General features: G+C 72.7%; 21 protein-coding genes and 1 pseudogene. 9 read left to right on the plus strand and 13 right to left on the minus strand.

Going from position 1 to position 23,474, the window contains the following annotated elements:
- Positions 1–16: 16 nt before the first annotated feature.
- Positions 17–205, minus strand: a pseudogene (locus IEY56_RS28280) (PPOX class F420-dependent oxidoreductase); the annotation flags it as partial.
- A 68-nt stretch (positions 206–273) separates the two neighbouring features.
- A complete protein-coding gene (locus IEY56_RS05260) occupies positions 274–1,110 on the minus strand; it encodes an RNA methyltransferase (protein WP_189035907.1) in 837 nt (278 codons plus the stop codon).
- Positions 1,111–1,347: 237 nt separating this feature from the next.
- On the opposite strand from IEY56_RS05260, the gene IEY56_RS05265 reads away from it, so the two are divergent.
- Positions 1,348–2,304, plus strand: a complete 957-nt coding sequence (locus IEY56_RS05265) for an esterase/lipase family protein (RefSeq protein WP_189035908.1) — start codon at positions 1,348–1,350, stop codon at positions 2,302–2,304.
- Between the two features lie 147 nt (positions 2,305–2,451).
- Here the strand turns inward: IEY56_RS05265 and IEY56_RS05270 are convergent, their stop codons facing one another.
- From IEY56_RS05270 to IEY56_RS05285, 4 genes are all read right to left on the minus strand, one after another.
- Positions 2,452–3,096 (minus strand): pyridoxamine 5'-phosphate oxidase family protein, encoded by a 645-nt coding sequence (locus IEY56_RS05270; protein ID WP_189035909.1) that lies wholly within the window; start codon positions 3,094–3,096, stop codon positions 2,452–2,454.
- A gap of 74 nt (positions 3,097–3,170) precedes the next feature.
- Positions 3,171–4,160, minus strand: coding sequence for a lytic polysaccharide monooxygenase auxiliary activity family 9 protein (locus IEY56_RS05275; protein ID WP_189035910.1), 990 nt, complete (start codon positions 4,158–4,160; stop codon positions 3,171–3,173).
- Between the two features lie 167 nt (positions 4,161–4,327).
- Entirely contained in the window at positions 4,328–5,158 is an 831-nt protein-coding gene (locus tag IEY56_RS05280) for a dioxygenase family protein (RefSeq protein WP_229711675.1), read from the minus strand.
- A 177-nt stretch (positions 5,159–5,335) separates the two neighbouring features.
- Complete coding sequence (locus tag IEY56_RS05285; RefSeq protein ID WP_189035912.1) at positions 5,336–5,911, minus strand: DoxX family protein; 576 nt, start codon at positions 5,909–5,911, stop codon at positions 5,336–5,338.
- 96 nt (positions 5,912–6,007) lie between these two features.
- Here IEY56_RS05285 and IEY56_RS05290 point away from each other — a divergent pair, with 96 nt between their 5' ends.
- The 3 genes from IEY56_RS05290 (at position 6,008) to IEY56_RS05300 (ending at position 8,486) form a co-directional block, all read left to right on the plus strand.
- Positions 6,008–6,514, plus strand: a complete 507-nt coding sequence (locus IEY56_RS05290; protein WP_189035913.1) for a MarR family winged helix-turn-helix transcriptional regulator — start codon at positions 6,008–6,010, stop codon at positions 6,512–6,514.
- A gap of 197 nt (positions 6,515–6,711) precedes the next feature.
- Entirely contained in the window at positions 6,712–7,908 is a 1,197-nt protein-coding gene (locus tag IEY56_RS05295; protein WP_189035914.1) for a MarP family serine protease, read from the plus strand.
- 206 nt (positions 7,909–8,114) lie between these two features.
- Positions 8,115–8,486 (plus strand): GntR family transcriptional regulator, encoded by a 372-nt coding sequence (locus IEY56_RS05300; RefSeq protein WP_189035915.1) that lies wholly within the window; start codon positions 8,115–8,117, stop codon positions 8,484–8,486.
- 135 nt (positions 8,487–8,621) lie between these two features.
- Here the strand turns inward: IEY56_RS05300 and IEY56_RS05305 are convergent, their stop codons facing one another.
- The 3 genes from IEY56_RS05305 to IEY56_RS05315 all read right to left on the minus strand — a co-directional run bounded on the left by IEY56_RS05305 (position 8,622) and on the right by IEY56_RS05315 (position 11,482).
- Positions 8,622–9,251, minus strand: coding sequence for a hypothetical protein (locus IEY56_RS05305; protein ID WP_229711629.1), 630 nt, complete (start codon positions 9,249–9,251; stop codon positions 8,622–8,624).
- Between the two features lie 240 nt (positions 9,252–9,491).
- A complete protein-coding gene (gene ybiA, locus IEY56_RS05310) occupies positions 9,492–10,067 on the minus strand; it encodes a riboflavin biosynthesis intermediates N-glycosidase (RefSeq protein ID WP_189035916.1) in 576 nt (191 codons plus the stop codon).
- A gap of 263 nt (positions 10,068–10,330) precedes the next feature.
- Positions 10,331–11,482: a DUF5925 domain-containing protein gene (locus IEY56_RS05315; RefSeq protein WP_189035917.1), complete on the minus strand. Its 1,152-nt coding sequence runs from the start codon at positions 11,480–11,482 to the stop codon at positions 10,331–10,333.
- A gap of 243 nt (positions 11,483–11,725) precedes the next feature.
- Between IEY56_RS05315 and IEY56_RS05320 the strand changes: the two genes are divergently transcribed.
- On the plus strand, positions 11,726–11,992 hold the full coding sequence (locus IEY56_RS05320) for a hypothetical protein (protein WP_189035918.1): 267 nt from the start codon (positions 11,726–11,728) through the stop codon (positions 11,990–11,992).
- A 126-nt stretch (positions 11,993–12,118) separates the two neighbouring features.
- On the opposite strand, the gene IEY56_RS05325 is transcribed toward IEY56_RS05320, so the two are convergent.
- The 3 genes from IEY56_RS05325 to hmgA form a co-directional block, all read right to left on the minus strand.
- The gene (locus IEY56_RS05325) at positions 12,119–13,351 is read right to left on the minus strand and encodes a type ISP restriction/modification enzyme (protein ID WP_189036215.1); all 1,233 of its coding nucleotides are present in this window, start codon (positions 13,349–13,351) and stop codon (positions 12,119–12,121) included.
- Positions 13,352–13,502: 151 nt separating this feature from the next.
- The gene (locus tag IEY56_RS05330) at positions 13,503–14,264 is read right to left on the minus strand and encodes a GntR family transcriptional regulator (RefSeq protein ID WP_189035919.1); all 762 of its coding nucleotides are present in this window, start codon (positions 14,262–14,264) and stop codon (positions 13,503–13,505) included.
- A 57-nt stretch (positions 14,265–14,321) separates the two neighbouring features.
- Positions 14,322–15,728 (minus strand): homogentisate 1,2-dioxygenase, encoded by a 1,407-nt coding sequence (gene hmgA, locus IEY56_RS05335; protein ID WP_189035920.1) that lies wholly within the window; start codon positions 15,726–15,728, stop codon positions 14,322–14,324.
- Positions 15,729–15,975: 247 nt separating this feature from the next.
- On the opposite strand from hmgA, the gene IEY56_RS05340 reads away from it, so the two are divergent.
- From IEY56_RS05340 to IEY56_RS05355, 4 genes are all read left to right on the plus strand, one after another.
- A complete protein-coding gene (locus tag IEY56_RS05340; RefSeq protein WP_189035921.1) occupies positions 15,976–18,435 on the plus strand; it encodes a molybdopterin-dependent oxidoreductase in 2,460 nt (819 codons plus the stop codon).
- Between the two features lie 83 nt (positions 18,436–18,518).
- Entirely contained in the window at positions 18,519–19,793 is a 1,275-nt protein-coding gene (locus IEY56_RS05345) for an MFS transporter (protein WP_229711676.1), read from the plus strand.
- A 116-nt stretch (positions 19,794–19,909) separates the two neighbouring features.
- Positions 19,910–21,328: an aldehyde dehydrogenase family protein gene (locus tag IEY56_RS05350; protein ID WP_189035922.1), complete on the plus strand. Its 1,419-nt coding sequence runs from the start codon at positions 19,910–19,912 to the stop codon at positions 21,326–21,328.
- 163 nt (positions 21,329–21,491) lie between these two features.
- Positions 21,492–22,577, plus strand: a complete 1,086-nt coding sequence (locus IEY56_RS05355) for a Zn-dependent alcohol dehydrogenase (protein ID WP_189035923.1) — start codon at positions 21,492–21,494, stop codon at positions 22,575–22,577.
- A gap of 116 nt (positions 22,578–22,693) precedes the next feature.
- Here the strand turns inward: IEY56_RS05355 and IEY56_RS05360 are convergent, their stop codons facing one another.
- The gene (locus tag IEY56_RS05360; protein WP_189035924.1) at positions 22,694–23,449 is read right to left on the minus strand and encodes a TetR/AcrR family transcriptional regulator; all 756 of its coding nucleotides are present in this window, start codon (positions 23,447–23,449) and stop codon (positions 22,694–22,696) included.
- Between the last annotated feature and the right edge of the window lie 25 nt (positions 23,450–23,474).

A 23,474-nucleotide genomic window follows, 5' to 3' on the forward strand; every position in this document is an offset into this window, starting at 1 on the left:
CCCCGCGCGCCGGACTTCAGCCGATGTCCGGTGCCGTCCCGTACAGCCGGTTCACCCGTAGGCGGATGACGAGGCGGCGTTCGGCCACGAGCTCCTCGAAGGAGGCGAGTTCGTCCGCCGGCCTCGCCGACTCCGGTACGAGCGCGAGCAGTTCGCGTCCGACCGCGTCCCCGGGCGCCGTCGTGACCTCTGAGAGCTCCGCCTCGCGGACGGTACCGGAGCAAGCCGCGGGCAGCCCGCCGCCGATCGCCCGCGTACGGCCGGACTCCCGGGTCAGCTCCGCCCGGCGGCGCGCGCCGCGGCGATGCGCTGGCGGGAGACCTCGTAGAGCACGGCGGTGGCCGCGCCGGCGGCATTCAGCGAACTGGCCGACCCCGCCATCGGGATGCGCACCGTGCGGTCGCACAGCTCGCGCCAGGCCGCGCTGAGCCCCTTGGTCTCGTTCCCGACCAGCAGCAGTACGGGCCCCGTGAGATCCGTGTCGAAGAGCTCGGCCTCGCCGTCCTCGTCCGTGCCGACCACCGTGATCCCCAGCCCGTGCTCCCGCCTCTCCTCCAGCCACCGCAGGACCTCGCGGTGGCTGGGAACGCGGACGGCGGGCAGCGCGAAGAGCGAACCGGTGCTCGCGCGCACCGACTTGGGGTCGTAGACGTCGGCCGCATGGCCCGTGACGATCAGTCCGTGCGCACCGAAGGCGTCGGCGGAGCGGATGACCGTCCCGATGTTCCCCGGGCCGGTGGGCCGGTCGAACAGCACGCCCAGGAAGTCGCCGCCCGCCTCGATGCGGGAGAGGTCGTCGGGGGGCATCTCCATCGCTGCGACGACCTCGGGAGCCGACTCGTTCTTCTCGCCCAGCTCGGCGAGGAGGCGGGGGTCCATCGCCACGCGCTCCGCACTGACGTCGCGCAGCAGCTCCTCGGCCCAGCGTGACAGCGGGCGCTCGGTCGAGTGGATCAACGTCCGTACGGGCCAGCCCTGCCGGACGGCGACGCTGATGGGCCGTACGCCCTGGACGAGGAACTCACCTGCCCTCTGGCGCTTGTTCCTGTTGCTCAGCAGCGACTGCCACTGCTGGAAACGGGCGTTGCGGGAGGTGATCCGCTGAACCACGCGTGTCCTTCCGCTCCTGGTCGGCCGGTGGATGGGTGCCGCGGAAGCCTACACGGACCCGGGGCCGTCACTGAATCTTCACAAGCAGCCCTATGGCCCTGCCAAGTTACCGCTACGTAAATTGACGGTGCTTCGGCAATGTGACTCAGGTCACCCCCCGTGGCCCCCATGCAACCGCCAGTAACCCCACGCCCCCCACCACGAGGCCACGCCCCCTCACCCCCACGAGGAGACGGCATGAAGCTGTCCTGGAAACACGCCCGCACACCCGCCGCCGCCGCGGTGGTCGCCCTCGCTGTCGCCCTGCCCGTCACTTCGGCGGGTGCCACGGCGGCGGAGCCCTCCGCCCCCGCTCCCACAGCCAAGACAGCGAAGAAGGACGCCGCCGAGAAGGCAGCCGCGAAGAAGAACGCCGCCAAGAAGGACGCCGCGGCGAAGGTGGCGGGCGGCGGCTGGAACGACTACGACTGCAAGCCCTCCAAGGAACACCCCCGGCCCGTCGTCCTCGTCCACGGCACCGGAGGCAACGCCGTCGACAACTGGCTGGGTCTCGCCCCGTACTTGAAGAACCGCGGCTACTGCGTCTTCTCCCTCGACTACGGCAAGTACAACGGCATTCCGCTGATCTACGGCCTCGGCCCGATAGAGAAGTCGGCCGAGCAACTGGCCGCGTTCGTCGAGAAGGTGCGCGGTGCGACCGGTACCGGCAAGGTCGACATCGTGGGCCACTCGCAGGGCGGCATGATGCCCCGCTACTACCTGAAGTTCCTCGACGGCGCCGACAAGGTGAACGCCCTGGTCGGTATCGCCCCGAGCAACCACGGAACGACGCTGAACGGGCTCACGAAACTGGTCGACCTCATCCCGCCGGTGGGGGACGCGATCGAGGACCTCGGCCCCTCGCTGATGCAGCAGAAGGAGGGCTCGGACTTCATCAAGCGCCTCAACGAGGGCGGGGACACCGTGCCCGGCGTGAAGTACACGGTGATCGCCACGAAGTACGACGAGGTCGTCACGCCCTACAAGACGCAGTTCCTCGAGGGGCCGGACGTCAAGAACGTCGTGGTGCAGGACCTCTGCCCGGCCGACATCTCCGAGCACCTCATGATCGCGCTGACCGACAGGGTGGCCTGGCACGAGACGGCCAACGCCCTCGACCCGGAGAACGCCACCGAGACGACCTGCCTCTCCTAGAAACCGCTTCGGCTCTGAAACCGCTTCGGCTCTCCGCAGGCCCCGGCGTCCGCCAGGATCCGCTCCCGGCGGGCGCCGGGGCCGTCCGCGTACGGAATCGGACGGCGCCTTTCGCCTGCCGGGGCGGAGCACCGAGCGGGAGAAGGGCTACCCCTCGTACAGCCTCTCGGCGTACGAGGGGCCGTAGTGCTCCTCCAGTACCGCCAGCGGCTCGTCCGGCCTCTCCAGCGCCTTCGAGATCCGGGCTCTGCCCGGAAGGGCGTCCGGCCGCCAGGTTCCCGGGTCCCATGTGGAGGAGCGCAGGAAGGCCTTGGAGCAGTGGTGGAAGATCTCTTCGATCTCCACCACGAGCGCCACGGCGGGCCGGTGGCCCCTGACCGTCATGGAGTCCAGGAACGGCGCCTCGCGCACGATGCGCGCCCTTCCGTTGATCCGCAGGGTGTCACCGCGCCCCGGCAGCAGGTGGACGAGGCCCACGTGCGGATTGACGAGGATGTTCCTGAACCCGTCGAGCCGCTTGTTGCCGGGCCGGTCGGGGATGGCGACCGTGCGGTCGTCGAGCACCTTCACGAAACCGGGCGGATCGCCCTTCGGGGAGACGTCGCACGTGCCGTCGCTCCCCGAAGTGGCGATCAGGCACAGCGGCGAGTGTGCGAGCCACTCACGGTCGACCGCGTGCAGCGAGGTCCGTGCCTTCTGCGCGGCGTAGGGGGCCGGAGAGCCCAGCAGTTCGACCAGTTCGGCCTCAGAGGTGACTTCCCGCACCGGCGTGGCCGGCCCCAGCGGCTCCATCCGGCGTCCCCCGTCCCGTAGACCGCGTACGAATCCCGTACGCCCGGTTCGTACTCGCACTTTACGAGCACGGGTCAGCTCCTGCCACGGCCGGCTGCCCGGCGGCGGAGACCGGCCAGCATCAGCGCGCCGCCCAGGAGGAGCACGGACCCTCCGGCTGCGGCGATGGTGCCGGTATGCGTCTCGGCGCCCGTGTCGGCCAGTTGCGTCTTCGGTGCGGGAGCCGCGGGACGGGAGGTGCTGCTCTCAGGGGAGCCGGCGCCTTCCTCGTGCGCGCCGTGGCCGTGGGCTCCGGAGTGACCGCCGCCCCTGCCCTCGTTCTCCACGGTCGACTTCTCGAATCCCTCCGAGACCTGACCGGAGTCGGGCACGGTCGCCGCCTGCGTCGAGGACGCCGTGGGGGTGCCGCCGCCGGGGCCGCCGGCCTTGCCGCCGCCGAACGTCACATCGGAGCAGGTGTAGAACGCCTCGGGGCTGTCGGAGCGCTGCCAGACGGAGAAGATGAGGTGCCGGCCGCTGCGCTGGGGGACCTTGCCCTCGAACGTGTAGGCGCCGCCCTGCAGTTGCGGGTCGGTGATCTTCGCGAACGGCTTCGATTCGAGGTCCGACCACTTCAGCGGCTCGGAGGCGTCGTAGCCGGACTTGGTGATGTACAGCTCGAAGGAGCCCTTGTGCGGCGCCGTCGCCTGGTAGGAGAACGTGTGGGTGCCGGCGCTCATCCTGGAGGCCGGCCAGTCCGTGCGGGGCAGGTCGAGGCCCTTGTACTTGTCGCGGCCGGCGCTGCACAGCTTCCCGTCGGGAATGATCTCCTTGTGCCTGCCCGCCGCGTCGGGGATGTTGACCTCGTTCCAGTCGTAGAACGCCTGGGTGCCGCTTGCCTGTACGGCGGCCTTGCACGCAGCGGAACGGGGGTTCTCGGGGCCCTCCGCGAAACACGTCGAGACGCGGCTGACCGGGTCGGTCATGGATCCGTGTGCACCGGCGGGCACCGCGCTCAGCATCGTGAGTGCCAGGGGCGCCGCGCCCAGGGCCGCTATGCGCGCCACCGTACGACGAGCAGACATCTTGTGACTCCTGAAGGTGGGGGGTTGACGCATACGGCCCCGGCCTCCCCGTGGGGGCACGGAGGCCGGGGCCACTTGCAAGTTAGCGCCGCTCAGCTGCTGTTTCAGCAGTCCGAGCCCTCAACTGCCCATCCTTATGGTCCGCTTAAGGAGTGGCTCACGGTCGGTTAAAGCAGGGGCGTCCCCACGCCCGGGCGGGCCGCACCGTCCGCCGTCGGCGAGACCGGCGGGGCGGTCTCGCCGAACTGCACCGAACGCTTGGCCAGTCCGGCCCAGAATCCGTCGATGACGGTGCGGGCTCCGCCGATGTCGTCCTCGCCGGCGCCGAGCGCGACGAACAACGGCGCGAAGTGCTCGGTGCGCGGATGGGCGATCCGGCCCGCGGGAGCCCTGCGCTCGAAATCGAGCAGGGCGTCCACGTCGCCCCGGGCGAGGCTCTCCCGGCCCCAGTCGTCGAACTCCCGTGACCAGCCGGGGGCTTCGTCGACGCCGCTTCCCCACCGCAGGCCGTCCAGGTTGTGCGTGAAGAAGCCGCTTCCGACGATGAGGATCCCCTCGTCCCGCAGGGGAGCGAGTCTGCGGCCGATCCGGAGCAGCCGCCCGGGGTCGAGCGTGGGCATCGACATCTGCAGCACCGGCACGTCGGCGTCCGGGTACATCTCGACGAGGGGCACGTACGCCCCGTGGTCGAGACCCCGTCCGGAGTCCTCGTGGACGGTGGAGCCGGCGAGCAGCGCCCGTACGCGTGCGGCCAGTCCGGGAGCGCCGGGCGCCGGATAGCGCACCTGGCGGTAGCGCTCCGGGAAGCCCCAGAAGTCGTACACCAGCGGCAGCGTCCGCGTCGCGGAGAGGGACAGGGGAGCGGACTCCCAGTGCGCCGAGACCATGAGCACTGCCTCGGGCCGCGGCAAACGGGCGCTCCACGCGGCGAGTTGGGACGTCCACAGGGCGTCGTCGGCCAGCGGCGGCGCGCCGTGGCTCAGGTAGAGCACGGGCATCCGGACGCCTTTCGCGTCCGTCTGCGCGGCGGTTCCGGGGGCGCGGGCGGACGCGTCGTGCGTGCCGCCGCTGTGCGGCGGGTGAGTCATGGCGGTTCAGCCTCCTCGGTGACGGTGACCCGGCCGGTATGCGGCGGGCTCGGGGCGCCGGATCGTGCGGTGGACGGGCATCGGGCCTCAGCCTCGGAGCAGGAGGACGGCCGCGGCCGTCACGACGCCCAGCGCGAGGGCCGCGACGCCCCGGGAGAGGCGGTGTGCGCGGAGCGCGGGCAGCAGGCGGTCGACCGCGTAGCGTCCGGGGCCGGTCAGGGTGAGTGCGGCGGCACCTGCCGCGAGCAGCACCTCGTACTCGACCCCCTCGGGTGCGAAGAAGCCGCCGCCCCATTTCACGGCCAGAGCGTTGAGCATCGTGCCGAGCACGGCGGCACCGGCCAGAGGGGTGAGCAGTCCCAGTGCGAGCGCGAGCCCGCCGAGTGTCTCCGTCAGCGCCGCGACCAGCGCCATCGCCTCCGGCGCGGGGTAACCGGAGGAGGCGAAGAACTGACCTGTGCCTTCCAGCCCGGGGCCGTCGAACCAGCCGAGCAGCTTCTGCGTGCCGTGAGCCGCCATCGTCAGGCCGAGTGCGAGACGCAGTACCAGCAGCCCGGCTCCGTGGGCGTGCTCCGTGTCCGCGCTGGAGCGTCTGTCCGCATGGGCCGGGGAGGCCGGGCCGGTGGCGGGCGGGTCGCTGTAGGCGGTCTGAGGGGATGTCATCCCGTGTAACTCCCTGGTCCGTGATAGTTCAAATTTGAACTCGACGCTTTCGACCCTACGCTTTGATTCGAATTTGAACAACCCTAGGATGGCTCCATGAGCGAACCCCGGTGGCTGGACGCGCGCGAGATGGCCGCCTGGCAGGGTTTCCTGCTGGCGAGCAACCGGGTCGGGCATCACCTGGAGCAGCAGCTCAAGGAGGGCAGCGGCCTCTCCCACCCGCAGTACGAGATCCTCGTCCACCTCGGCGAGGCCCCCGGCGGGGAGATCCGCATGACCGAACTCGCCCGTAGCGTGGTCACCTCCAAGAGCGGCCTCACGTACCAGGTCGGCCGGCTGGAGAAGCGCGGCCTCGTGCGCCGCCGCTCCTGCCCCACCGACGTGCGCGGTGTCTACGCCGTGCTCACGGACGAGGGCCGGCGCGTGCTGGAGGGGGCCGCGCCGGGCCATGTCGCAGCCGTGCGGGAGGCCCTGATCGACGTGCTCGACGACGCGGAGCTGAACCTTCTCGCGGAAGGGCTGGGGCGGGTCGCCCGCCGCCTCGATCCCGACGGGGAGGCGGCGGCCTCCGGGTCGGACCGGGGTGACGAAAGGGGCGATTGAGCGTCAGTGGTGCGGTTGCCGTGACCCGCCGCGAAACGTCCCGAATGTGTCCGGTTCTGGAACCAACCGCGCGCTGTTCGGCGTTGTGTTCAACAACATAGGGAAAGCGCAAGGGCGGTCAGGGCACAATCGCAGGCGCGTGCGCCGGAAGGGAGCGGACGCGGGCAGGCCGGGCGAGTGGGCGGAAGGGGTGCACGGTGAACCTGCTGGATGTGTTGCTGCTGCTCGCGGTAGTGGTCTTCTCCGTCTCCGGCTACCAGCGCGGGCTCGTCGCCGGCTGCGTCTCGCTCGCCGGATTCGTGGGCGGGGCCGTCGTCGGCGTGTGGCTCCTGCCGTTCGTCCTGAAGAAGGTCGCGCCCGGCACCACCGAGGCGACGGTCGTGGCGCTGCTGACCGTGCTCGTACCCGCCGCCGTGGGTCAGGCCGTGGCCTCCCCGCTGGGGTGGCGCCTGCGCAGCTCCATGAGCTGGACGCCGGTGCGCTGGGCCGACGGGGCCGGGGGAGTGGCCGTGAACACGGCCGCGGTCCTCGTCGTCGGCTGGGTCGCTGCGAGCGCCCTCGCCGTCTCGCCCTCGCCCGTGCTCAACCAGGAGATCCGCAGCTCCCAGATCCTCGGCATGGTGCAGGACCGCATGCCGGACCAGGCCTCCACATGGTTCAACGACGCCGCGGGAGCGCTGGCCACCGCCGGGTTCCCCCCTGTCTTCAACCCCTTCGAGAACGAACCGGGGGCCACGGTCGCGAAACCCTCGGGTGACTCCGTCACGCGGGCGGCGACCGAGGCGGCCAAGCGCAGCACCGTCAAGGTCGAGGGCGTGGCCAACGTCGACGGAGGGGCGCGCGGGCAGGAAGGCAGCGGCTTCGTCTACAAAAGCCAGCACGTGATGACCAATGCGCACGTCGTCGCCGGTGTCGACGAACCGACAGTGCGCGTGGGCGGCGTCGGCACGCGGTACGAGGCGCGGGTCGTGGTCTTCGACTCCGCGACCGACGTGGCCGTCCTCGCCGTACCAGGACTGCAGGCGCCAGCGCTGGAGTTCGCGGGCGACGCCTCCCGCGGCGCGCCGGGCGTCGTCGCGGGCTACCCGCAGAACGGAAGCCTCGACCTGCGGGCCGCTGCCGTGGCGCAGCGGGTGACGGCGCAGGGCCAGGACATCTACGGCGACAACCTCAGTACGCGCGACATCTACGCGATCCGCTCCACCGTCCGTCCGGGCAACTCCGGGGGCCCCTTGCTGAGCAAGGACGGCAAGGTGCTCGGCGTCATCTTCGCCCGCTCGACCAGTGACGCGGGGACCGGCTACGCCCTCACGGCCGACCAGGTCAAGGGGCACGCCCAGAGAGGCATCCACAACAACCAGCCTGTGGACACCGGCAACCGCGCGGCGCTCTGAGGCCGGGCCCGCACGGCGCGGCCCATACGACGCCACTCCGTACGGCACCGCCCACGGCGCCTCCGGTCGGCAGGCCGGCCGCGGCGGGGTGGCCGCATCCCGGGCCCCGGCCGCCTGGGGGAGAATCGGCACCGCGCTGCCGCCGGCCGCCTTGCGTGGCCGCGCCGCCCTTCGCCGTCGCCCGCCCCGACAGATCCGGAGACCACGTGCCGTTGCAGATCGCCATCGACCCCGAAGCGTCCGACGCCCCCTACGAGCAGCTCCGCTCGCAGATCTCCGATCAGGCACGCGGCGGCAAGCTGCCCACGGGCTACAAGCTTCCGACGGTGCGCGGCCTCGCCGAGGAGCTGGGTCTCGCGGCGAACACCGTCGCCAAGGCCTACCGCGCGCTGGAGTCCGACGGCGTCATCGAGACGCGCGGGCGGCACGGCACGTTCGTCGCGGCAGCCGGGGACGCGGCGGCCAGGGAGGCGGCGGAGGCGGCGGAATCGTACGTACGGCGGGTGCGGCGCCTCGGCCTGGACCGCGGTGCGGCGCTCGCCGCCGTCGAGGACGCCCTGCGCGCGACGTACGACTGACGGGGCCGGAACCCGGACCCGGACCCGGACCCGGCGAGGAGCCCCCGGTACGCGACGGGCAGGCCCGAGCGGGGAGCCCCGGCGGCGCGGTGCGCAGGGCGACCGCCAGGGTTCACAACTCCCGCCTGCCGCAGATCAGTTGAGCTTCCCGACGGCGGTCTTCGTCGTCTGCTTGAAAGCGGGGACGGGGGCCTGCCCGAGGTCGCCCATCTCGCCCCAGCGGACGACGGTGACGGTCCTCCCGTCGCGGCCGACGCCGAAGAGGTGCACGCTCGGCTCGGACTCGGGCATCGAGACATGCACCCCGTAGACGCGGGCGCCGTCGCCGGCCGCCACCTTGCCGTACCTCTGCCAGGACGCCGTGCCGCCCGGAGTCTCCCGGAGCCAGTCCGCAGCGCAGGCGGCGACCTTCCTCTCCAGGGAGCGGGTCAGCTTCGCCGCGGCCGCCGCGTTCCGGGCGACGACGCTGATCTGCGTGGCGCTGGTGTCCAGCTCCGTGTGGTACTCGCGGTGATGGCTGCCCGCTGAGGGCAGTGCGCCGTCGACGCAGAACGGCTGCTCGGGCAGGCCCGCCGTGACCTTCCCCGCGAACCAGGCCGAGGAGGAGTGCGGAGGCAGGTCTCCGGGTGCGAGGAAGCCGGGCGCCCGGGTCTTCTTCGCCGGTTCCGCGGCGGCTCCCGGGCCGCTCGCGGCCAGCGTGATGCCGAGAGCGGCCACGGCCGCGAGCGTGCCGGCCAGGGCCGGACTGGATGGCTGCATGCGCATGTCGGGACCTTTCCCCCGTATATGTACTGTCGCCCCATCAGACATGTGAAGCCGCTGAAGGGTTGTACCGCCACGGAAGGCGAAAAGGGTGCGAAACGCCGCTCAACTGCGCTGCGCTCGCGGGCAGTCGGAGGCGGCGCCGCCTGCACAGGCCTACCCGTCACGGCGGCGCGTGGTAGTCCCGGGCAGGCGGCCCGCGCGATCCTGCCTGCCCGTCCGCCGGCGCCCCCGCCCCGGGTGTCAGGAAGGCGAGGACTGCGACGTCGTCCGTGTGAGGAGCCTCGTGCGCGCCTCCATCAGCGCGAAGCCCAGCAGGTTGAGCCCCCGCCACTGCGCGGGGTCACGGACCCGCTCGTCGTCGGCCGGCAGGCCCACGCCCCACACCCGGTCCAGCGGGCTCGCCTCCACCAGGACGCGGCTGTTGGTGCCCAGCAGGTACTCGCGCAGTTCGGCGTGGTGCTCGAACTTCCGCGCGTTGCCCTCGACGACGATGCCGTAGCGCTCGCGCTCCCACACATCCTGGTCGAAGTCCTTCACCTTGCGCCCCACTGCTTTCGCCTGCCGCGGGCCGGGGGCCGCGACGGCCCGGCGCTCCGCCTCGGCGTCCCCGAAGAGGCGGGCCTTCCGGGCCATCATCCAGTGCTCTGCCGTGGCGTACTCGACGCCTTCGGCCGTGAAGGGGGCCGGCCACCACTGGCTCAGGCAGCCCTTGCCGACACCACCGTCCCGGAGCGGCTGATGTCCCCAGAAGTAGAGGTACTTGAAGCGCTCACCCCGCGCCGAGCGCTCCACGAGTTCCGCGACGTTATCGACCATGCGGCGATTCTTGCAGCGGGCACCGACATCACACGACTCGTTATCGCCGGCACGTACGGCACGTACGGCGCGCTGGCCCCACTCCCCGCGTCGTCCGACCCGCGCGGCGCCTTCGCGTGAGCCGGCCGGCTGCTGCCTCAGCCTGCGCGGACGGGGCGGAGCGCCGGCCGGAGGTGCCGACGACATGTCCGCATGTCGACACCTGGCGGGCGCGGCCGCCTGCCGTGGATACCTGTGGGAGATATCCCGTCACTGACCACCTGTCAGAGATAGAGGCCGGGGCCCGCCGCGTCGGTGGGCCGCACCGACGCGGGGGAGACGCCGTTGCGCAGCGCGAACAGCTCCGCGAGCGTGGCCCCTTCGCGCCCTACGCCCTCCGGGGTGCCGAGCCATTCGACGGCCTCCTCGCGCTCCAGCGCGCCGACCTCGATACGCGCGAGGCAGCGTCCGGGGCGCACCACCGCCGGATGCAGGCGCTCCAGGTCCTCGTTGGTCGTGACGCCCACGAGGACGTTGCGTCCCTGGCCGAGCAGCCCGTCCGTCAGGTTGAGCAGCCGCGAGAGGGCCTGGCCCGCCGCGTGCTTGGCCTCGCCGCGGATCAACTCGTCGCAGTCCTCCAGCAGAAGGAGCCGCCAGCGCTGCTGTTCGGCCTCCGAGTCGTCGGCGCCGATGGCGATGTCCATCAGGTAGCCGATGTTGTTGAACAGGTGCTCCGGGTCCAGGACGCAGTCGACCTGGCACCATTCCCGCCACGCGCGGGCGAGCGTGCGCAGCGCGGAGGTCTTGCCGGTGCCGGGCGGGCCGTGCAGGAGGAGCAGCCGCCCGGAGATCGCGTCGGGCGTGATCTCCATCAGGGAGTCCATGGCGTCCGCCACCCGTGCCGTGTAGTTGGGGCGGACCTCCTTCCACGTCGCCGCCGTGATCGACCGGGTGGAGCGGCGGGGGCCGCGCATCGGGGAGTGGTACCAGAACCCCATCGACACCTTGTCCGACTGCGGTTCCGGTTCGTCCTCCGCCCCGTCGACGGCCTCCTTGAGGCGCTTCTCCGCCAGTTCGTCGCTCACGGCGGTCAGCGTGACGTCCGCTCCCTGGTTCCAGCGGGAGACCGCGGCCGTCCAGCCCTCGCCCTCGGCGAGGACGGCGTGCTGCCCGTCGGCCCGTGCCTCGCGCAGCACGGTCGCCCCCGGGGGCAGCAGCGTCCGGCCCTTCTTGACGCGGCTGACGGAGTGGCTGCGCGAGAACGGCTGCTCGCCGCTGGTGAAGCGGCCGAGGAGCAGCGCGTCGATGACGTCGGACGGTGAATCCGTATGGCCGAAGTTGAGCCGTACCGGAAGGGCTGCCTCGGGAGAGGCCGGTACGGCGGTCGCCTCGCTACTGTCGGTGCCGGGGTGCGCCGGGCGGCGGTCGACTGACATGAATGCCATGATCCGGCAAGACCGGCGCATGCGCACGCAGGTTTCGGGGCGGTTCGGCGCCTGCCCCGGGACTGCGCCGAAAGGCAGCCGGAGCGGGACCGATCGGACTCGGGTGCCGCGTGCGGTGTTCGTCAACTCCGTTGTGGGGCAGGTGAATCCTGTGACCGGGATACACGCGAGTAGCGGTCGGGCGATAGGGTTACTCTGCCCGGGCCGAGTGCCCTCGTACGGGTGGGGAGTGTCATGGAACAGATAACAGTGAGCGGCAGGGCGCGAGTGCCTGCGATCAAATGCGGTACGGGCGCGACGAGTTCGCGTCTCGACCGGCATCTGTCTGTGCTCGCGGGTCCCGCCGTGCCGCAGCGCCAGACGGAAGAGGCGACGACGCTGATGCGTGAGATCACGCGGCGTGACGCCGCGCGGCACCGGAGCACGAGCCGGAGTGCGCGCGTCTCGCTGTTCGCACCGCTGCGCAAGCTGCGCCGGACGTTGTTCGGTGGGCGCGGCTGAGAGAGCTTTCCAGACCTCCCCTGCGCTCCGGGACGGTGGCCGTCGTACGGCTGCCGTCCCAGTTCGTTCGCCCGGGCCCCGTTCAGCGGCCCCCGCAGACGGCGCCTCCCGCGCCCGCGACTGCCTTCACAGCAGCGCGAGTTGGCCTCCGGGCCCTTCTTCGGCGAGATCGAGCACGGAGGCAGGGCGGCGGGCCGCCGCAGGCGGCGGCAGTAGTCCCGCCTTCTCCAGCTCCGCCCGTCCGACGCCCGGACCGGCTCCCTCCGCGGCTGTTCTCGCCGCCCTGAGCGTCCCCTCCTCCAGCCGCCGGGCCAGGTCCCGTTGCCCGGTCCGCAGCCGGGCCAGCATCGTCAGCACCGTGAGCAGCTCCAGCAGTTCCGACGCCCACTCCTGCGGCCGTCCTCGTGGCCGCAGCGCCTCCAGAGTCCCCGGGGCCGAGGGCCGGGCGCGTTGCGAGAACCACTCCTCGACCACCCTCACCCCGCCGGTCTCGAACTCCCACGCCGCCGGGTCCACGGGGCCCACCCGCCCCTCGCCCACCCGCAGGACCCGCTCCCCGGTGTCGTAGGCCACGTCCTCCGGCTCGCAGACGGCCGGCAACGGGGCGCGGACGTACGGACGTTGGCCCCCCGGCAGCCGGGGCCCGGCCGTTCCGCCGCTCCCCGGCCCACAGCGTGCTCCCCGGGTGTGGATCCACAGTGCCCGCCGGCCCAGGGACACGCCCCGCTCCCACAGGGCGGCGTCCGAAGTCAGCGGGACGGCCCGGCCTTCAGGTCCCGCGCGTACGGCGGAGGCGATCCACGCCAGCAGGTCCTCCGCCTCCACTGCGACGCCGAGCCGGCTCGTGAGGTGGTCCAGCAGCCCGGGCAGGACGTTGGGTTCGAGGCCGCCGGGGCGCCGGTGGAGGGGCCGGATGCGGCCGGGCCGGCCCGCGGGGGTGTGGCCGTCGGGCAGCAGGGCCGTGAAGGCGAGCAGCGGTCCGGACCGGCCCGCATCGTGACCGGTCTCGACGAGATGCGTCTGGTGAGCGTCGCTCACCCTCCACAACTGGGCGCGTGCGCCGTCGATGAGGCGGTTGTCCGGGATCAGCCACTGCTGGTCGTACGGGCCGTGGAGCACCTGTACCGGCGCCGGGCAGCCTCCCCGTTCGTGTGCGAGGAGGTGTTCCGGCGCGGGACGGCCGGGCAGCGGCGCGACGGCGCTGCGCAGCGTGCGCGAGCGGCTCGCCTCGAAGAGCGCCGCGCGCTCGCCTTCGTCCTCGGTGCGCGTCAGCGCCGTCCAACGGGCCCTCAGCCAGGCCGGATCGGGCGCGCGGACCCAGGTCCTGCCCAGTCGCAGCGGCGGCACGGACCAGGGCATCACCTCGTCGAGCAGGGGTGCGTCGAGAGGTGCGTCCTCGGGGCCGGGCCGGTCTGCGCTCACCGCTCGATGCTACGAGCGCGGGCCGACAGCCGTCACGGGTGACCCGCACCCGTCGTCCGGAGCGGTGCCGACTCCGTTGCGCGGGCGTTCAGTTGCCGAGCTGGGCTTCCACGGTCACCGAGAAGGAGAAGCGGTCCCCGCGGTAGTGGATCAGGGCGACGTCCACGACCACGCCGTCCTGGTCGTAGGTGACCCCCGTGTAGTGCATGATCGGGCTGAGCAGGGGCACTTCGAGGAGGCGCGCCGTCTCGGGGTCGGCCAGGCGCGCCTCGACGGTGTCGGTGATCCTGCTGATCCGTACGCCGGCACGGTCCCGGAGTACCTTCGTCATCGGCCAGCCGCGTTCGAGGTCCGCGGGATCGACGCGCGGAGCGGTTCCCGGGTGGATGAAGTTCTGGGCCCAGTTCGTCGCCTCACCGGTGTCCGGGTCGTGCCGGAGCCTGCGGTAGGAGGTCGTCCGCGCGATCTGCGGGAAGTATTCGGCCAGTTCGGACGGCACGTCCTCCGGGCCGTGGCCGAGCAGCGTCGTACGCTCCCCGGACTGCTGGGCCACGATGGTGTCCACCGAGCCCAGCAGCCGGACCGGCCGGGACCTGCGGGCGTCGGGCTCGATGAACGTGCCGCGCCTCCTGTGCCGGGAGATCAGCCCCTCGTTCTCCAGCTCCTTCAGCGCCTGACGCATCGTCAGGACGCTGACTCCGTAGTGCTGGGCGAGCCGCTCCTCCGTCGGCAGGCGCAGCGGAGCCTCCGGCGGGCGGCCGAGTATGGAGGCGCGCAGCGACTGCGAAACCTGGTACCACAGCGGCAGCTTGCGGTTGAGTTCCAGCGAGTCGGGAGCGAAGACGGTCACGGTGCCCTCCGGGGGTGCTCCGGCCGCGGACGCGGACCGGCCCCGCCTCGGTGCGGGTCAAGGACGGAAGTTGCGCTGCAGACCCTGCCACACCTCGTCGTAACGGGACTGCCGGTGGTCCGCCTCGAGGGCCTGCGCGGTGGGGAGGACGGGCCAGCGGGTCTCGAACATGAACGCCAGGCCGTCGTCGATCTTCTGCGGCTTCAACTCGGCGGCGCTGGCCCGCTCGAACGTCTCGCGGTCCGGTCCGTGCGCGGACATCATGTTGTGCAGCGAGCCGCCTCCCGGCACGAACCCCTCGGCCTTCGCGTCGTAGGCGCCCTCGATGAGGCCCATGTACTCGCTCATCACGTTCCGGTGGAAGTAGGGCGGACGGAAGGTGTCCTCACCCACCAGCCAGCGCGGCGCGAAGACCACGAAATCGACGCCCGCGAGACCGGGGGTGTCCGACGGAGACGTGAGCACAGTGAAGATGGACGGGTCCGGGTGGTCGTAGCTGATGGTGCCCATCACGTTGAAGCGCCGCAGGTCGTAGACGTACGGGACGTGGTTTCCGTGCCAGGCGACGACGTCCAGCGGCGAGTGGCCGTAGTCGGCGGCCCAGAGGTTGCCGCAGAACTTGTTGATCACCTGGACGGGGCGGTCCGCCTCCTGCTCGTCGAAGGAGGCGACGGGGGCCATGAAGTCCCTCGGGTTGGCCAGGCCGTTGGCGCCGATGGGGCCGAGTTCGGGGAGGACGAAGGGCTGCCCGTAGTTCTCGCAGACATACCCGCGGGCGGACTCCTCCAGCAGCTCGACGCTGAAACGCACCCCGCGCGGGATCAGCGCGACGTGGCCGGGTTCCGCGCTGAGCAGCCCGAACTCCGTGCGCAGCAGCAGGCCGCCGCGTTCCGGGACGATCAGCAGCTCTCCGTCGGAGTCGCACAGCACCCGGTCCGTCATCGGGGCGTTCGCGGCGTAGAGGTGGACCGCCATGCCGGAGCGCTGCGCCACGTCACCGTTGCCGCCCAGGGTCCACACGCCGTCGACGAAGTCCGTGCCCTGCGGCGGGTCCGGAAGCGGGTTCCAGCGCAGCCGGTTGGGGTCGGGCACCGCCTCGGTGAAGGGTCCGCTGCGCCAGCTTCCGTTGCCGACGCGCTCGAACCGGGGGTGGGCCGCGGAGGGCCGGATGCGGTAGAGCCACGAGCGGCGGTTGCCGGCGCGGGGCTCGGTGAACGCCGTGCCGCTCAGCTGCTCCGCGTAGAGGCCGAGCGGTGCGCGCTGCGGCGAGTTGCGGCCCACGGGGAGCGCCCCGGGCACGGATTCGCTGCTGTGCTCGTTGCCGAAGCCGGACAGGTACGTCAGGCCTTCCGCGGTCTTGCGTGCCCGTTCACGGTCCCGGCCGTGCCCGGGATCGGCGCCGTCCTGTCCGTGCCGGCCGTCCTGGTCGCTGGTTCCGCTGCTCAGACCGGTGCCGAGGCCCATCACACGCTCCCGCCGCTCATCGATCCCCCTGTATTCCTGCGCATGACCATAGGAATGCCCGCTCGCCGCGTCAATCACGCCTCGTCGCGGCGAGTTCGCCCTGCCGGCGTCCGCGCGTACCGGACCGTTGCGGTGGCCACGATCCCCGTCACGTTCTCCGGCAGGTCCGTGAAGCGCCCTGTGAAGGGCGCCGGAACAGGCCTTACAGTGCGTGGCACGGAGTGACACCACCGTGAGAGGGAGTGCGATGTCCGCGACCGGCACACCCGGGGTGAGCGACCCGTCGAACGGTCCGTCCGAACAGGAAGCCGAGGCGGGCCACGACCCCGCCGGGGCGGTCACGGCCCTGCGCATCTGCCCCCTGTGCGAGGCGACCTGCGGCCTGTCCGTCACGGTCAGCCAAGGCCGGATCACCGGTGCGCGGGGCGACCGGGAGGACGTCTTCAGCCAGGGCTTCGTCTGCCCCAAGGGCGCCACCTTCGGCGAACTCGACGCGGACCCGGACCGGTTGACGAGACCGCTCGTACGCGACGCGAACGGCGTCCTCGCCGAGGCGAGCTGGGAGGAGGCGTTCGCAGCCGCGGCCGACGGGCTCGGCGCCGTGCTCGCCGGCGGGAACCCGGACGCCGTGGCCCTCTACCTGGGGAACCCCAACGTCCACACCATGGCCGGAGCGCTCTACCCGCCCCTGCTCCTCGCCGCGCTGCGCACCCGCAACTTCTACACGGCCAGCACCCTCGACCAGATGCCGAAGCACGTCTCCTGCGGGCTGCTCTTCGGAGACCCGCAGGCCATCCCCGTGCCCGACGTGGACCGCACGGACCATCTGCTGATCCTCGGCGCCAACCCGGTCGAGTCCAACGGCTCGCTCGCCACCGTCCCCGACTTCCCCGGCCGGCTGAAGAGGCTGCGGCGCCGCGGCGGCCGTCTGACCGTCGTCGACCCGCGGCGCACCCGTACGGCGAGACTCGCCGACCGGCATCTGGCCGTCCGCCCCGGAAGCGACGCGTTCCTGCTGATGGCCATGGTCCAAGTGCTCTTCGACGAGGACCTGGTGGACGCCGGCCCGCTCGCCGGGCATCTCAGCGGCGTCGACGAAGTACGGGCGCTCGCCGCCGACTTCACGCCGGAAGCCGTGGAAGGCGCGTGCGACGTGGCGGCCGACGAGATCCGCTCCCTCGCGCGGGAGGTCGCCCGCGCACCGAGCGCCGCCGTCTACGGGCGGATCGGCTCGTCCACCGTGGAGTTCGGGACGCTCACGAACTGGCTGGTGGACGTCGTCAACGCCCTCACCGGCAACCTCGACCGGGCGGGCGGCGCCATGTTCCCCCTCTCGGCGACCGCTCGCCCCCCGCGAACCTCCGGACAGGGCAAGGGATTCGAGCTGGGGCGCTGGCGCAGCAGGGTGAGCGGGCATCCGGAGGCCAAGTCCGAGCTGCCCGCCGCTGCGCTCGCGGAGGAGATCACCACGCCGGGGGAGGGGCAGGTGCGGGCGCTGATCACCGTCGCGGGCAACCCGGTGCTCTCCGCACCCGACGGCGAGGGGCTCGAACAGGCGCTGGGGCGACTGGAGTTCATGGTCAGCCTCGACCCGTACTTGAACGAGACCACACGCCACGCGCATGTCGTGCTGCCGCCCGCCCGGCCCAGCCGTACCGCGCACTTCGACTTCGCCTTCAACGCGCTGCCCGTGCGCAACCAGGTCCGCTACACCCGGGCCGTCGTGGAACCCGGCGACGGCGAGAAGACCGAGAGCGAGATCATGGCGCGGCTCCTGCTCTGCCTCGGCGGGCAGCCCGGCGCGGAGCCGGAGTCGGTGGACGCCGCGGTCGTCGAGCGGACGCTGCGCAAGGCGGCGGCCGATCCCGGCTCACCGGTCCACGGCCGCGAACCCGCGCTGCTCGCCGCCGAGTTGACCGGGCGCGACGGCGCGGAGCGGCGGCTGGACATGATGCTGCGGCTCGGCCCGTACGGGGAGGGCTTCGGGGCCCGTCCCGGCGGCCTGTCGCTGGAGAAGGTCCTCGCGCATCCCCACGGCATCGACCTCGGGCCGCTGCGCTCACGCCTCCCCGAGGTGCTGCGCACCCCGTCGGGAACTGTCGAGCTGTGTCCCGCGCCGCTGGCGCAGGACGTCGCCCGGCTGCGCGAGGCGCTGAGGCGCCGGGCTTCGCCGGAGAGCCTCGTCATGGTGGGACGGCGCCATCTGAGGTCGAACAACAGCTGGATGCACAACGTCAGTTCGCTGCGCGGCGGCACCAACCGGTGCCTCCTGCAGGTCAATCCGGCGGACGCCGACCGCCTCGGGCTGGAGGACGGCGCCCTCGCGCGCGTCACCGGCGCCGGGGGAGAGGTGACCGTCCCGGTCGAGGTGACCGGCGCCGTACGCACCGGCGTCGTGAGCCTCCCCCACGGCTGGGGCCACGACCGGCCGGGCACGCGGATGCGGGTGGCCGCTGCCGACCCCGGCGTGAACGTCAACCAGCTTCTCGACGGGACGGTGCTCGACCCCCTGTCGGGGACGGCCGTGCTCAACGGCTTCCCCGTGCGGGTCGCGGCCGCCACCGGCCCCGGCCCTGGGGCTGCCGCCGGGGCAGGCGCCGGGGCCGCTGCCGGGACGGCCGGGGACGAGGAAGGGGCTCGCGCCGCGGCGGTCCGGGCTCCCGGGACACCACCGGAGGCAGGGAGCACGGAGGCTGGGAGCACGTGACCGGCTCCAGCGGCACCGGCGCAAGCGGCAGCAGCCGGGGGACGGGCGCCGACGCAGGTGCCCGCGGCGCGCCCGGCCGCTGGCTGCTGAGGCTGGTCGTCTCCTTCGCCTTCGCGCAGGGCGCGGTGTGCATGGGGCGGCCCGCCGTCTCGTACCACGCGCTCGGACTCGGCGCGGACGCCGGTGCCGTCGGCGTCATCACGGCGGCCTTCGCGCTGCTTCCCCTCGCCGCCGCCGTACCGCTGGGCCGGCGTACGGACCGGGCCCGGTGCGGGCCGCTGCTCCCGGTCGGCGTCGCACTGATCGCAGCAGGATGCGTGCTGGCCGGGACGGCGCCCTCGCTGCCGCTGCTGGCGGCCTGGAGCGCGCTGCTGGGCCTCGGGCACCTGGTGTTCGTGATCGGTGCCCAGTCCCTGGTGGCGCGGCAGAGCGCACCGCACGAACACGACCGCAACTTCAGCTACTTCACCATCGGCGGCTCGATGGGCCAGCTCGCGGGACCGGTCCTCTCGGGCTGGCTGGTGGGCGGCGGGGCCTCCGGCTGGACGAGCGGCCACAGCAGCGCGGTGGCGCTGTTCGCCGCGGGTGCGTCGAGCGTCTGCGCGTACGCGACGCTCTGGAGGATCGAGGCGCCCCGGGCCGCCCGTGAGGGCGGCCGGCCAGGCCGCCGCGGAGAGGGGCGGGCCGGCGGGCCCGCGGAGAGCGGCAGCCCGGTGCCGGTGGTGCGCATCCTGCGGGCGCGCGGAGTTCCCGCGGGCATCCTCACCTCTCTCGCCGTGCTCTCCACGACGGACGTGCTCACCGCCTACCTGCCCGTGCTGGGCGAGGAGCGGGGCATCGCCCCGGGCGTCGTCGGCGTGCTGCTGAGCCTGCGGGCCGCCGCGTCCGTCGCCTCGCGCGTGGCCCTGCCGGTGATGACGGCCTGGCTGGGCAGGCAGATGCTGCTGGTCGCCAGCTGCGTGACCGCGGGCCTGCTGTGCGCCCTGCTCGCCGTCCCCATGCCCGTGTGGGGCCTCGCATTCGCGCTGCTGGTACTGGGTTTCGGACTCGGAGTGGGCCAGCCGCTGACCATGAGCACGGTCGTGCAGGCCGCCCCGGACCGGGCACGTTCCACGGCGCTGGCGCTGCGGCTTACGGGCAACCGGCTGGGTCAGGTCGGGGCACCCGCCGGGGCCGGGCTGCTCGCCGGAGCCGCCGGTGCGGCAACGCCTTTCGTGCTGCTCGGGGCGCTGCTGCTGGGCGCGGCCGTCACTGCTGCGACGACGAGGGCGCCCGCCCCGTCTCTGCCGGCGCCCGGCGCGGCGGACGGGGACGGGAGCGAGCGGAGCGGCGCGGACGCCGGGGCGCGCACCGGCTGAGCGGCCTGCCCGACGTCCGGACGTACGCTGCCCGCCGCGCCGCGCCCCGTCCGCACGTGAGCTACGGCACGTGACGCCCTGCTGACACCTCAAACTAGCGGCGCTAGTTTGGGTCCATGCAGGCACACGACGGCATGTACATCGACGGCGCATGGCGGCCCGCGGCAGGGCCCGGCACGATCGAGGTGACCAACCCCGCCGACGGTTCGCTCATCGCCACCGTCCCCGCCGGAGACGCGGACGACGTGGCGGCCGCGGTGGCGGCTGCGCGCGCGGCGTTCCCGGCATGGTCCACGACCCCGCCCTCCGAACGCGCGGCCCGTCTCGGCGCGCTCCACGCCGCGCTGGAGGCGCGCCGGGAGGAGATCGCCGAGACCGTCACCGCCGAACTCGGCTCTCCCATCGGCTTCTCGCACGCCGTGCACGCGGCCGTGCCGGTCGCCGTCTGCGCTGGATACGCGGAACTGGCGGCCGGGTACGCCTTCGAGGAGAAGATCGGGAACTCCCGTGTCTTCCACGAGCCCGTCGGCGTGGTCGGCGCCATCACGCCGTGGAACTACCCGCTCCACCAGATCGTCGCCAAGGTCGCTCCGGCCCTCGCCGCCGGGTGCACCGTGGTGCTCAAGCCGGCGGAGGACACCCCGCTCGTCGCCCAGCTGTTCGCCGAGGCCGTGCACGAAGCGGGCGTGCCCGCGGGAGTGTTCAACCTCGTCACGGGGCTCGGCCCCGTGGCCGGGCAGGCCCTGGCGGAGCACGAGGACGTCGACCTCGTGTCGTTCACCGGGTCCACCGCCGTGGGCCGGCGCATCGGCGCCGCCGCGGGCGGGGCGGTCAAGAACGTGGCGCTCGAACTGGGCGGCAAGTCGGCCAACGTCATTCTCCCCGGCGCCGACCTGGCCAGGGCCGTCAAGGTGGGCGTCGCCAACGTGATGGCCAACTCGGGCCAGACGTGCAGCGCCTGGACGCGGATGCTCGTCGACGCCGCCCACTACGACGAGGCCGTGCGGCTCGCCGCCGCGGCCGTCGCCAAGTACGTCCCGGGCGACCCCGCGGACGAGAAGACGCGCGTCGGGCCGGTCGTCAACGCCAAGCAGCGCGACCGGGTCAGCGGCTACATCGCGCGGGGCGTCGAGGACGGTGCGGAGCTCGTCGCCGGAGGACCGGACGCCCCGGAGGGCTTCGAGCGGGGCTGCTACGTACGGCCCACCGTCTTCGCCGGAGTGACGCCGGACATGGCCATCGCGCAGGAGGAGATCTTCGGGCCGGTGCTCTCGATCCTGAAGTACGAGGACGCCGAGGACGCCCTCCGGATCGCCAACGGCACCGTCTACGGGCTGGCCGGCGCCGTCTGGTCGGAGGACGAGGAGGAGGCCGTCGCCTTCGCCCGCCGCCTCGAGACCGGACAGGTGGACATCAACGGCGGGCGCTTCAACCCGATGGCTCCCTTCGGCGGTTACAAGCAGTCCGGAGTCGGCCGGGAGCTGGGCAAGTACGGCCTGGGGGAGTACCTGCAGACCAAGTCGCTGCAGCTGTAGGGGAGCCGGGCGGGTGCGCCCGGCCCGTCCGCCCGACTCCCTGAAGACCGCCCGTACTTCGGCGGTCCGTCCCTCCGCCGCCCGGTCCGCACCCGTCCCGCCCGCCGGCCCGTCTCCCTGTTCGCCGTCTGCCCGAGCCCAACCTCACGCCAGGAGCACCCTCATGGTCCGCGCCGCCGTACTCCCCGCAGTCGGAGCCCCCCTCGACATCACCGAGATCGACCTGCCCGAGCCCGGTCCGGGGCAGGTGCGGGTCCGCCTCGCCGCAGCCGGCGTGTGCCACTCGGACCTGTCCCTGTCCAACGGCACGCTGCGGCAGCCCGTGCCGGCGGTGCTCGGACACGAGGGGGCCGGCACGGTCGCCGCGGTCGGCGACGGCGTGGAGAGCTGCTCGCCGGGCGACCGCGTGATCCTCAACTGGGCGCCGTCGTGCGGGGAATGCCACTTCTGCGCCCGGCTCTCCGAGCCGTGGCTGTGCGTGAACGCGAACGCCGGGACCACCGTGCCCTACGCCCGCACCTCCGGCGGCGAGGACCTCTACCCCGGCCTGGGCGCGGCCGTCTTCGCGGAGGAGACCGTCGTAGCGGAGAACGCGCTGCTGCCGCTCCCCGGAGGCGTCCCCCTCGCGGACGCCGCACTCCTCGGCTGCGCCGTCCTGACCGGGTACGGCGCGGTGCACCACAGCGCGCGCGTACGCGCCGGAGAGTCGGTGGCGGTCTTCGGGATCGGCGGCGTCGGCCTCGCCACCGTCCAGTCCGCGAAGCTGGCCGGGGCCGGAACGGTCGTGGCCGTCGACGTCTCACCGGAGAAGGAGGAACTGGCGCGCAGGGCGGGCGCGGACGAGTACCTGATCGCCTCCGACACGACGGCGAAGGAGATACGGCGGCTCACCGGGGGATTCGGCGCGGACGTCGCGGTCGAATGCGTGGGACGGGGCGAGACCATCCGCGCGGCCTGGAACTCGACGCGCCGCGGCGGCCGTACGAGCGTCGTCGGCATCGGGGGCAAGGAACAGCAGGTGCAGTTCTCCGCGTTGGAGATCTTCCACTTCGCCCGCACGCTCTCGGGCTGCGTCTACGGAAACTGCGACCCCGCCCAGGACGTGCCGGTACTCGCGGAACACGTACGTGAGGGACGGCTCGATCTGGGGGCCCTGGTCACCGAACGCATCGGCCTGGACGGCATCCCCGCCGCCTTCGGCGCGATGCTGGCGGGCCGCGGCGGACGCGCCCTGGTGGTCTTCGAATGACCGGGTAACGGCCCTGCCGCGTACGTCCGTTCACCTCCCACCGGCACCTCCTCCGGGCGGGTGGACGGACGTTCGGCTTCTTCAGGGGCGTCGGCTCCGGCGGTCAGCGGTCCTCCTCACGCCGGCGCCGGCCCCGTGACGAGCACCTCGATGCCGTCCAGGATCCGCCCGAGGCCGAAGTGGAAGTCCTCGTCGGCGTCCCCGGCCGCTCCGTCGAAGACCCCCGCGTCCAGGACCTCGCGCAGCGCGGGGAACTCCGACGGGCCCGTGAGCATGGCGAGTTGCCGGCTGTAGCTGTGCAGGAGGGTCTCGTCGGTGTGCCCGCTCGCGCGCATGGCCGCGTCGAGCTGGCTCTCCAGCAGGGCCTGGCTCCGCAGGAACTGGCTGACGAGGAGGAGCGAGGCCATCTGCCCGTCCGGTCCGAGTCCCGCGGCGCGCAGGCACTTCAGCCCGGCCTCCATCCACCTGACCGAGTTCGGAGCGACGGGCGGGCCGCTGATGGCCACCTCCGCGGACCACGGATGGCGCCGGGCGATCGCCATGTACTCCGTGCCCCAGCGGGTCAGCCCGGCCCTCCAGTCCCCGTCCTCGGGCACCGCCGGGACCGGGACGAACACCGCGTCGGCCATGAGCGTGACGAGCTCGTCCTTGGCATTCACGTAGCGGTAGAGCGACATGGTGGCGACGCCGAGCTCCTGGGCCACCCTGCTCATCGAGACGGCCCGGAGTCCCTCCGCGGAGGCGACCGCGACACCGGCGTCGATGATCTCGCCGAGCGTCAGCGCGCGCTTGGGCCCCTTCTTCGGCTGCTCCCGGAAGCCCCACGCCAGCTCGATGCTGGCGGGCAGTCCGGTCTCCGTGGTCTCGCTCATGGCTCCGATTCGTGGAGGACGTTGA

Origin of the sequence: Streptomyces daqingensis, from assembly GCF_014645895.1 — a bacterium.
Classification (GTDB): Bacteria; Actinomycetota; Actinomycetes; order Streptomycetales; family Streptomycetaceae; genus Streptomyces; species Streptomyces daqingensis.

What these genes read in the sequence shown, in the direction of transcription:
- IEY56_RS05265 (WP_189035908.1), top strand. Translation starts at nt 1,348, where the DNA reads ATGAAGCTGTCCTGGAAACACGCCCGCACACCCGCCGCCGCCGCGGTG.
- IEY56_RS05270 (WP_189035909.1), bottom strand. Translation starts at nt 3,096, where the DNA reads ATGGAGCCGCTGGGGCCGGCCACGCCGGTGCGGGAAGTCACCTCTGAG.
- IEY56_RS05275 (WP_189035910.1), bottom strand. Translation starts at nt 4,160, where the DNA reads ATGTCTGCTCGTCGTACGGTGGCGCGCATAGCGGCCCTGGGCGCGGCG.
- IEY56_RS05280 (WP_229711675.1), bottom strand. Translation starts at nt 5,158, where the DNA reads ATGCCCGTGCTCTACCTGAGCCACGGCGCGCCGCCGCTGGCCGACGAC.
- IEY56_RS05285 (WP_189035912.1), bottom strand. Translation starts at nt 5,911, where the DNA reads ATGACATCCCCTCAGACCGCCTACAGCGACCCGCCCGCCACCGGCCCG.
- IEY56_RS05290 (WP_189035913.1), top strand. Translation starts at nt 6,008, where the DNA reads ATGAGCGAACCCCGGTGGCTGGACGCGCGCGAGATGGCCGCCTGGCAG.
- IEY56_RS05305 (WP_229711629.1), bottom strand. Translation starts at nt 9,251, where the DNA reads ATGCGCATGCAGCCATCCAGTCCGGCCCTGGCCGGCACGCTCGCGGCC.
- ybiA (WP_189035916.1), bottom strand. Translation starts at nt 10,067, where the DNA reads ATGGTCGATAACGTCGCGGAACTCGTGGAGCGCTCGGCGCGGGGTGAG.
- IEY56_RS05315 (WP_189035917.1), bottom strand. Translation starts at nt 11,482, where the DNA reads ATGTCAGTCGACCGCCGCCCGGCGCACCCCGGCACCGACAGTAGCGAG.
- IEY56_RS05320 (WP_189035918.1), top strand. Translation starts at nt 11,726, where the DNA reads ATGGAACAGATAACAGTGAGCGGCAGGGCGCGAGTGCCTGCGATCAAA.
- IEY56_RS05325 (WP_189036215.1), bottom strand. Translation starts at nt 13,351, where the DNA reads ATGCCCTGGTCCGTGCCGCCGCTGCGACTGGGCAGGACCTGGGTCCGC.
- hmgA (WP_189035920.1), bottom strand. Translation starts at nt 15,728, where the DNA reads ATGGGCCTCGGCACCGGTCTGAGCAGCGGAACCAGCGACCAGGACGGC.
- IEY56_RS05340 (WP_189035921.1), top strand. Translation starts at nt 15,976, where the DNA reads ATGTCCGCGACCGGCACACCCGGGGTGAGCGACCCGTCGAACGGTCCG.
- IEY56_RS05350 (WP_189035922.1), top strand. Translation starts at nt 19,910, where the DNA reads ATGCAGGCACACGACGGCATGTACATCGACGGCGCATGGCGGCCCGCG.
- IEY56_RS05355 (WP_189035923.1), top strand. Translation starts at nt 21,492, where the DNA reads ATGGTCCGCGCCGCCGTACTCCCCGCAGTCGGAGCCCCCCTCGACATC.
- IEY56_RS05360 (WP_189035924.1), bottom strand. Translation starts at nt 23,449, where the DNA reads ATGAGCGAGACCACGGAGACCGGACTGCCCGCCAGCATCGAGCTGGCG.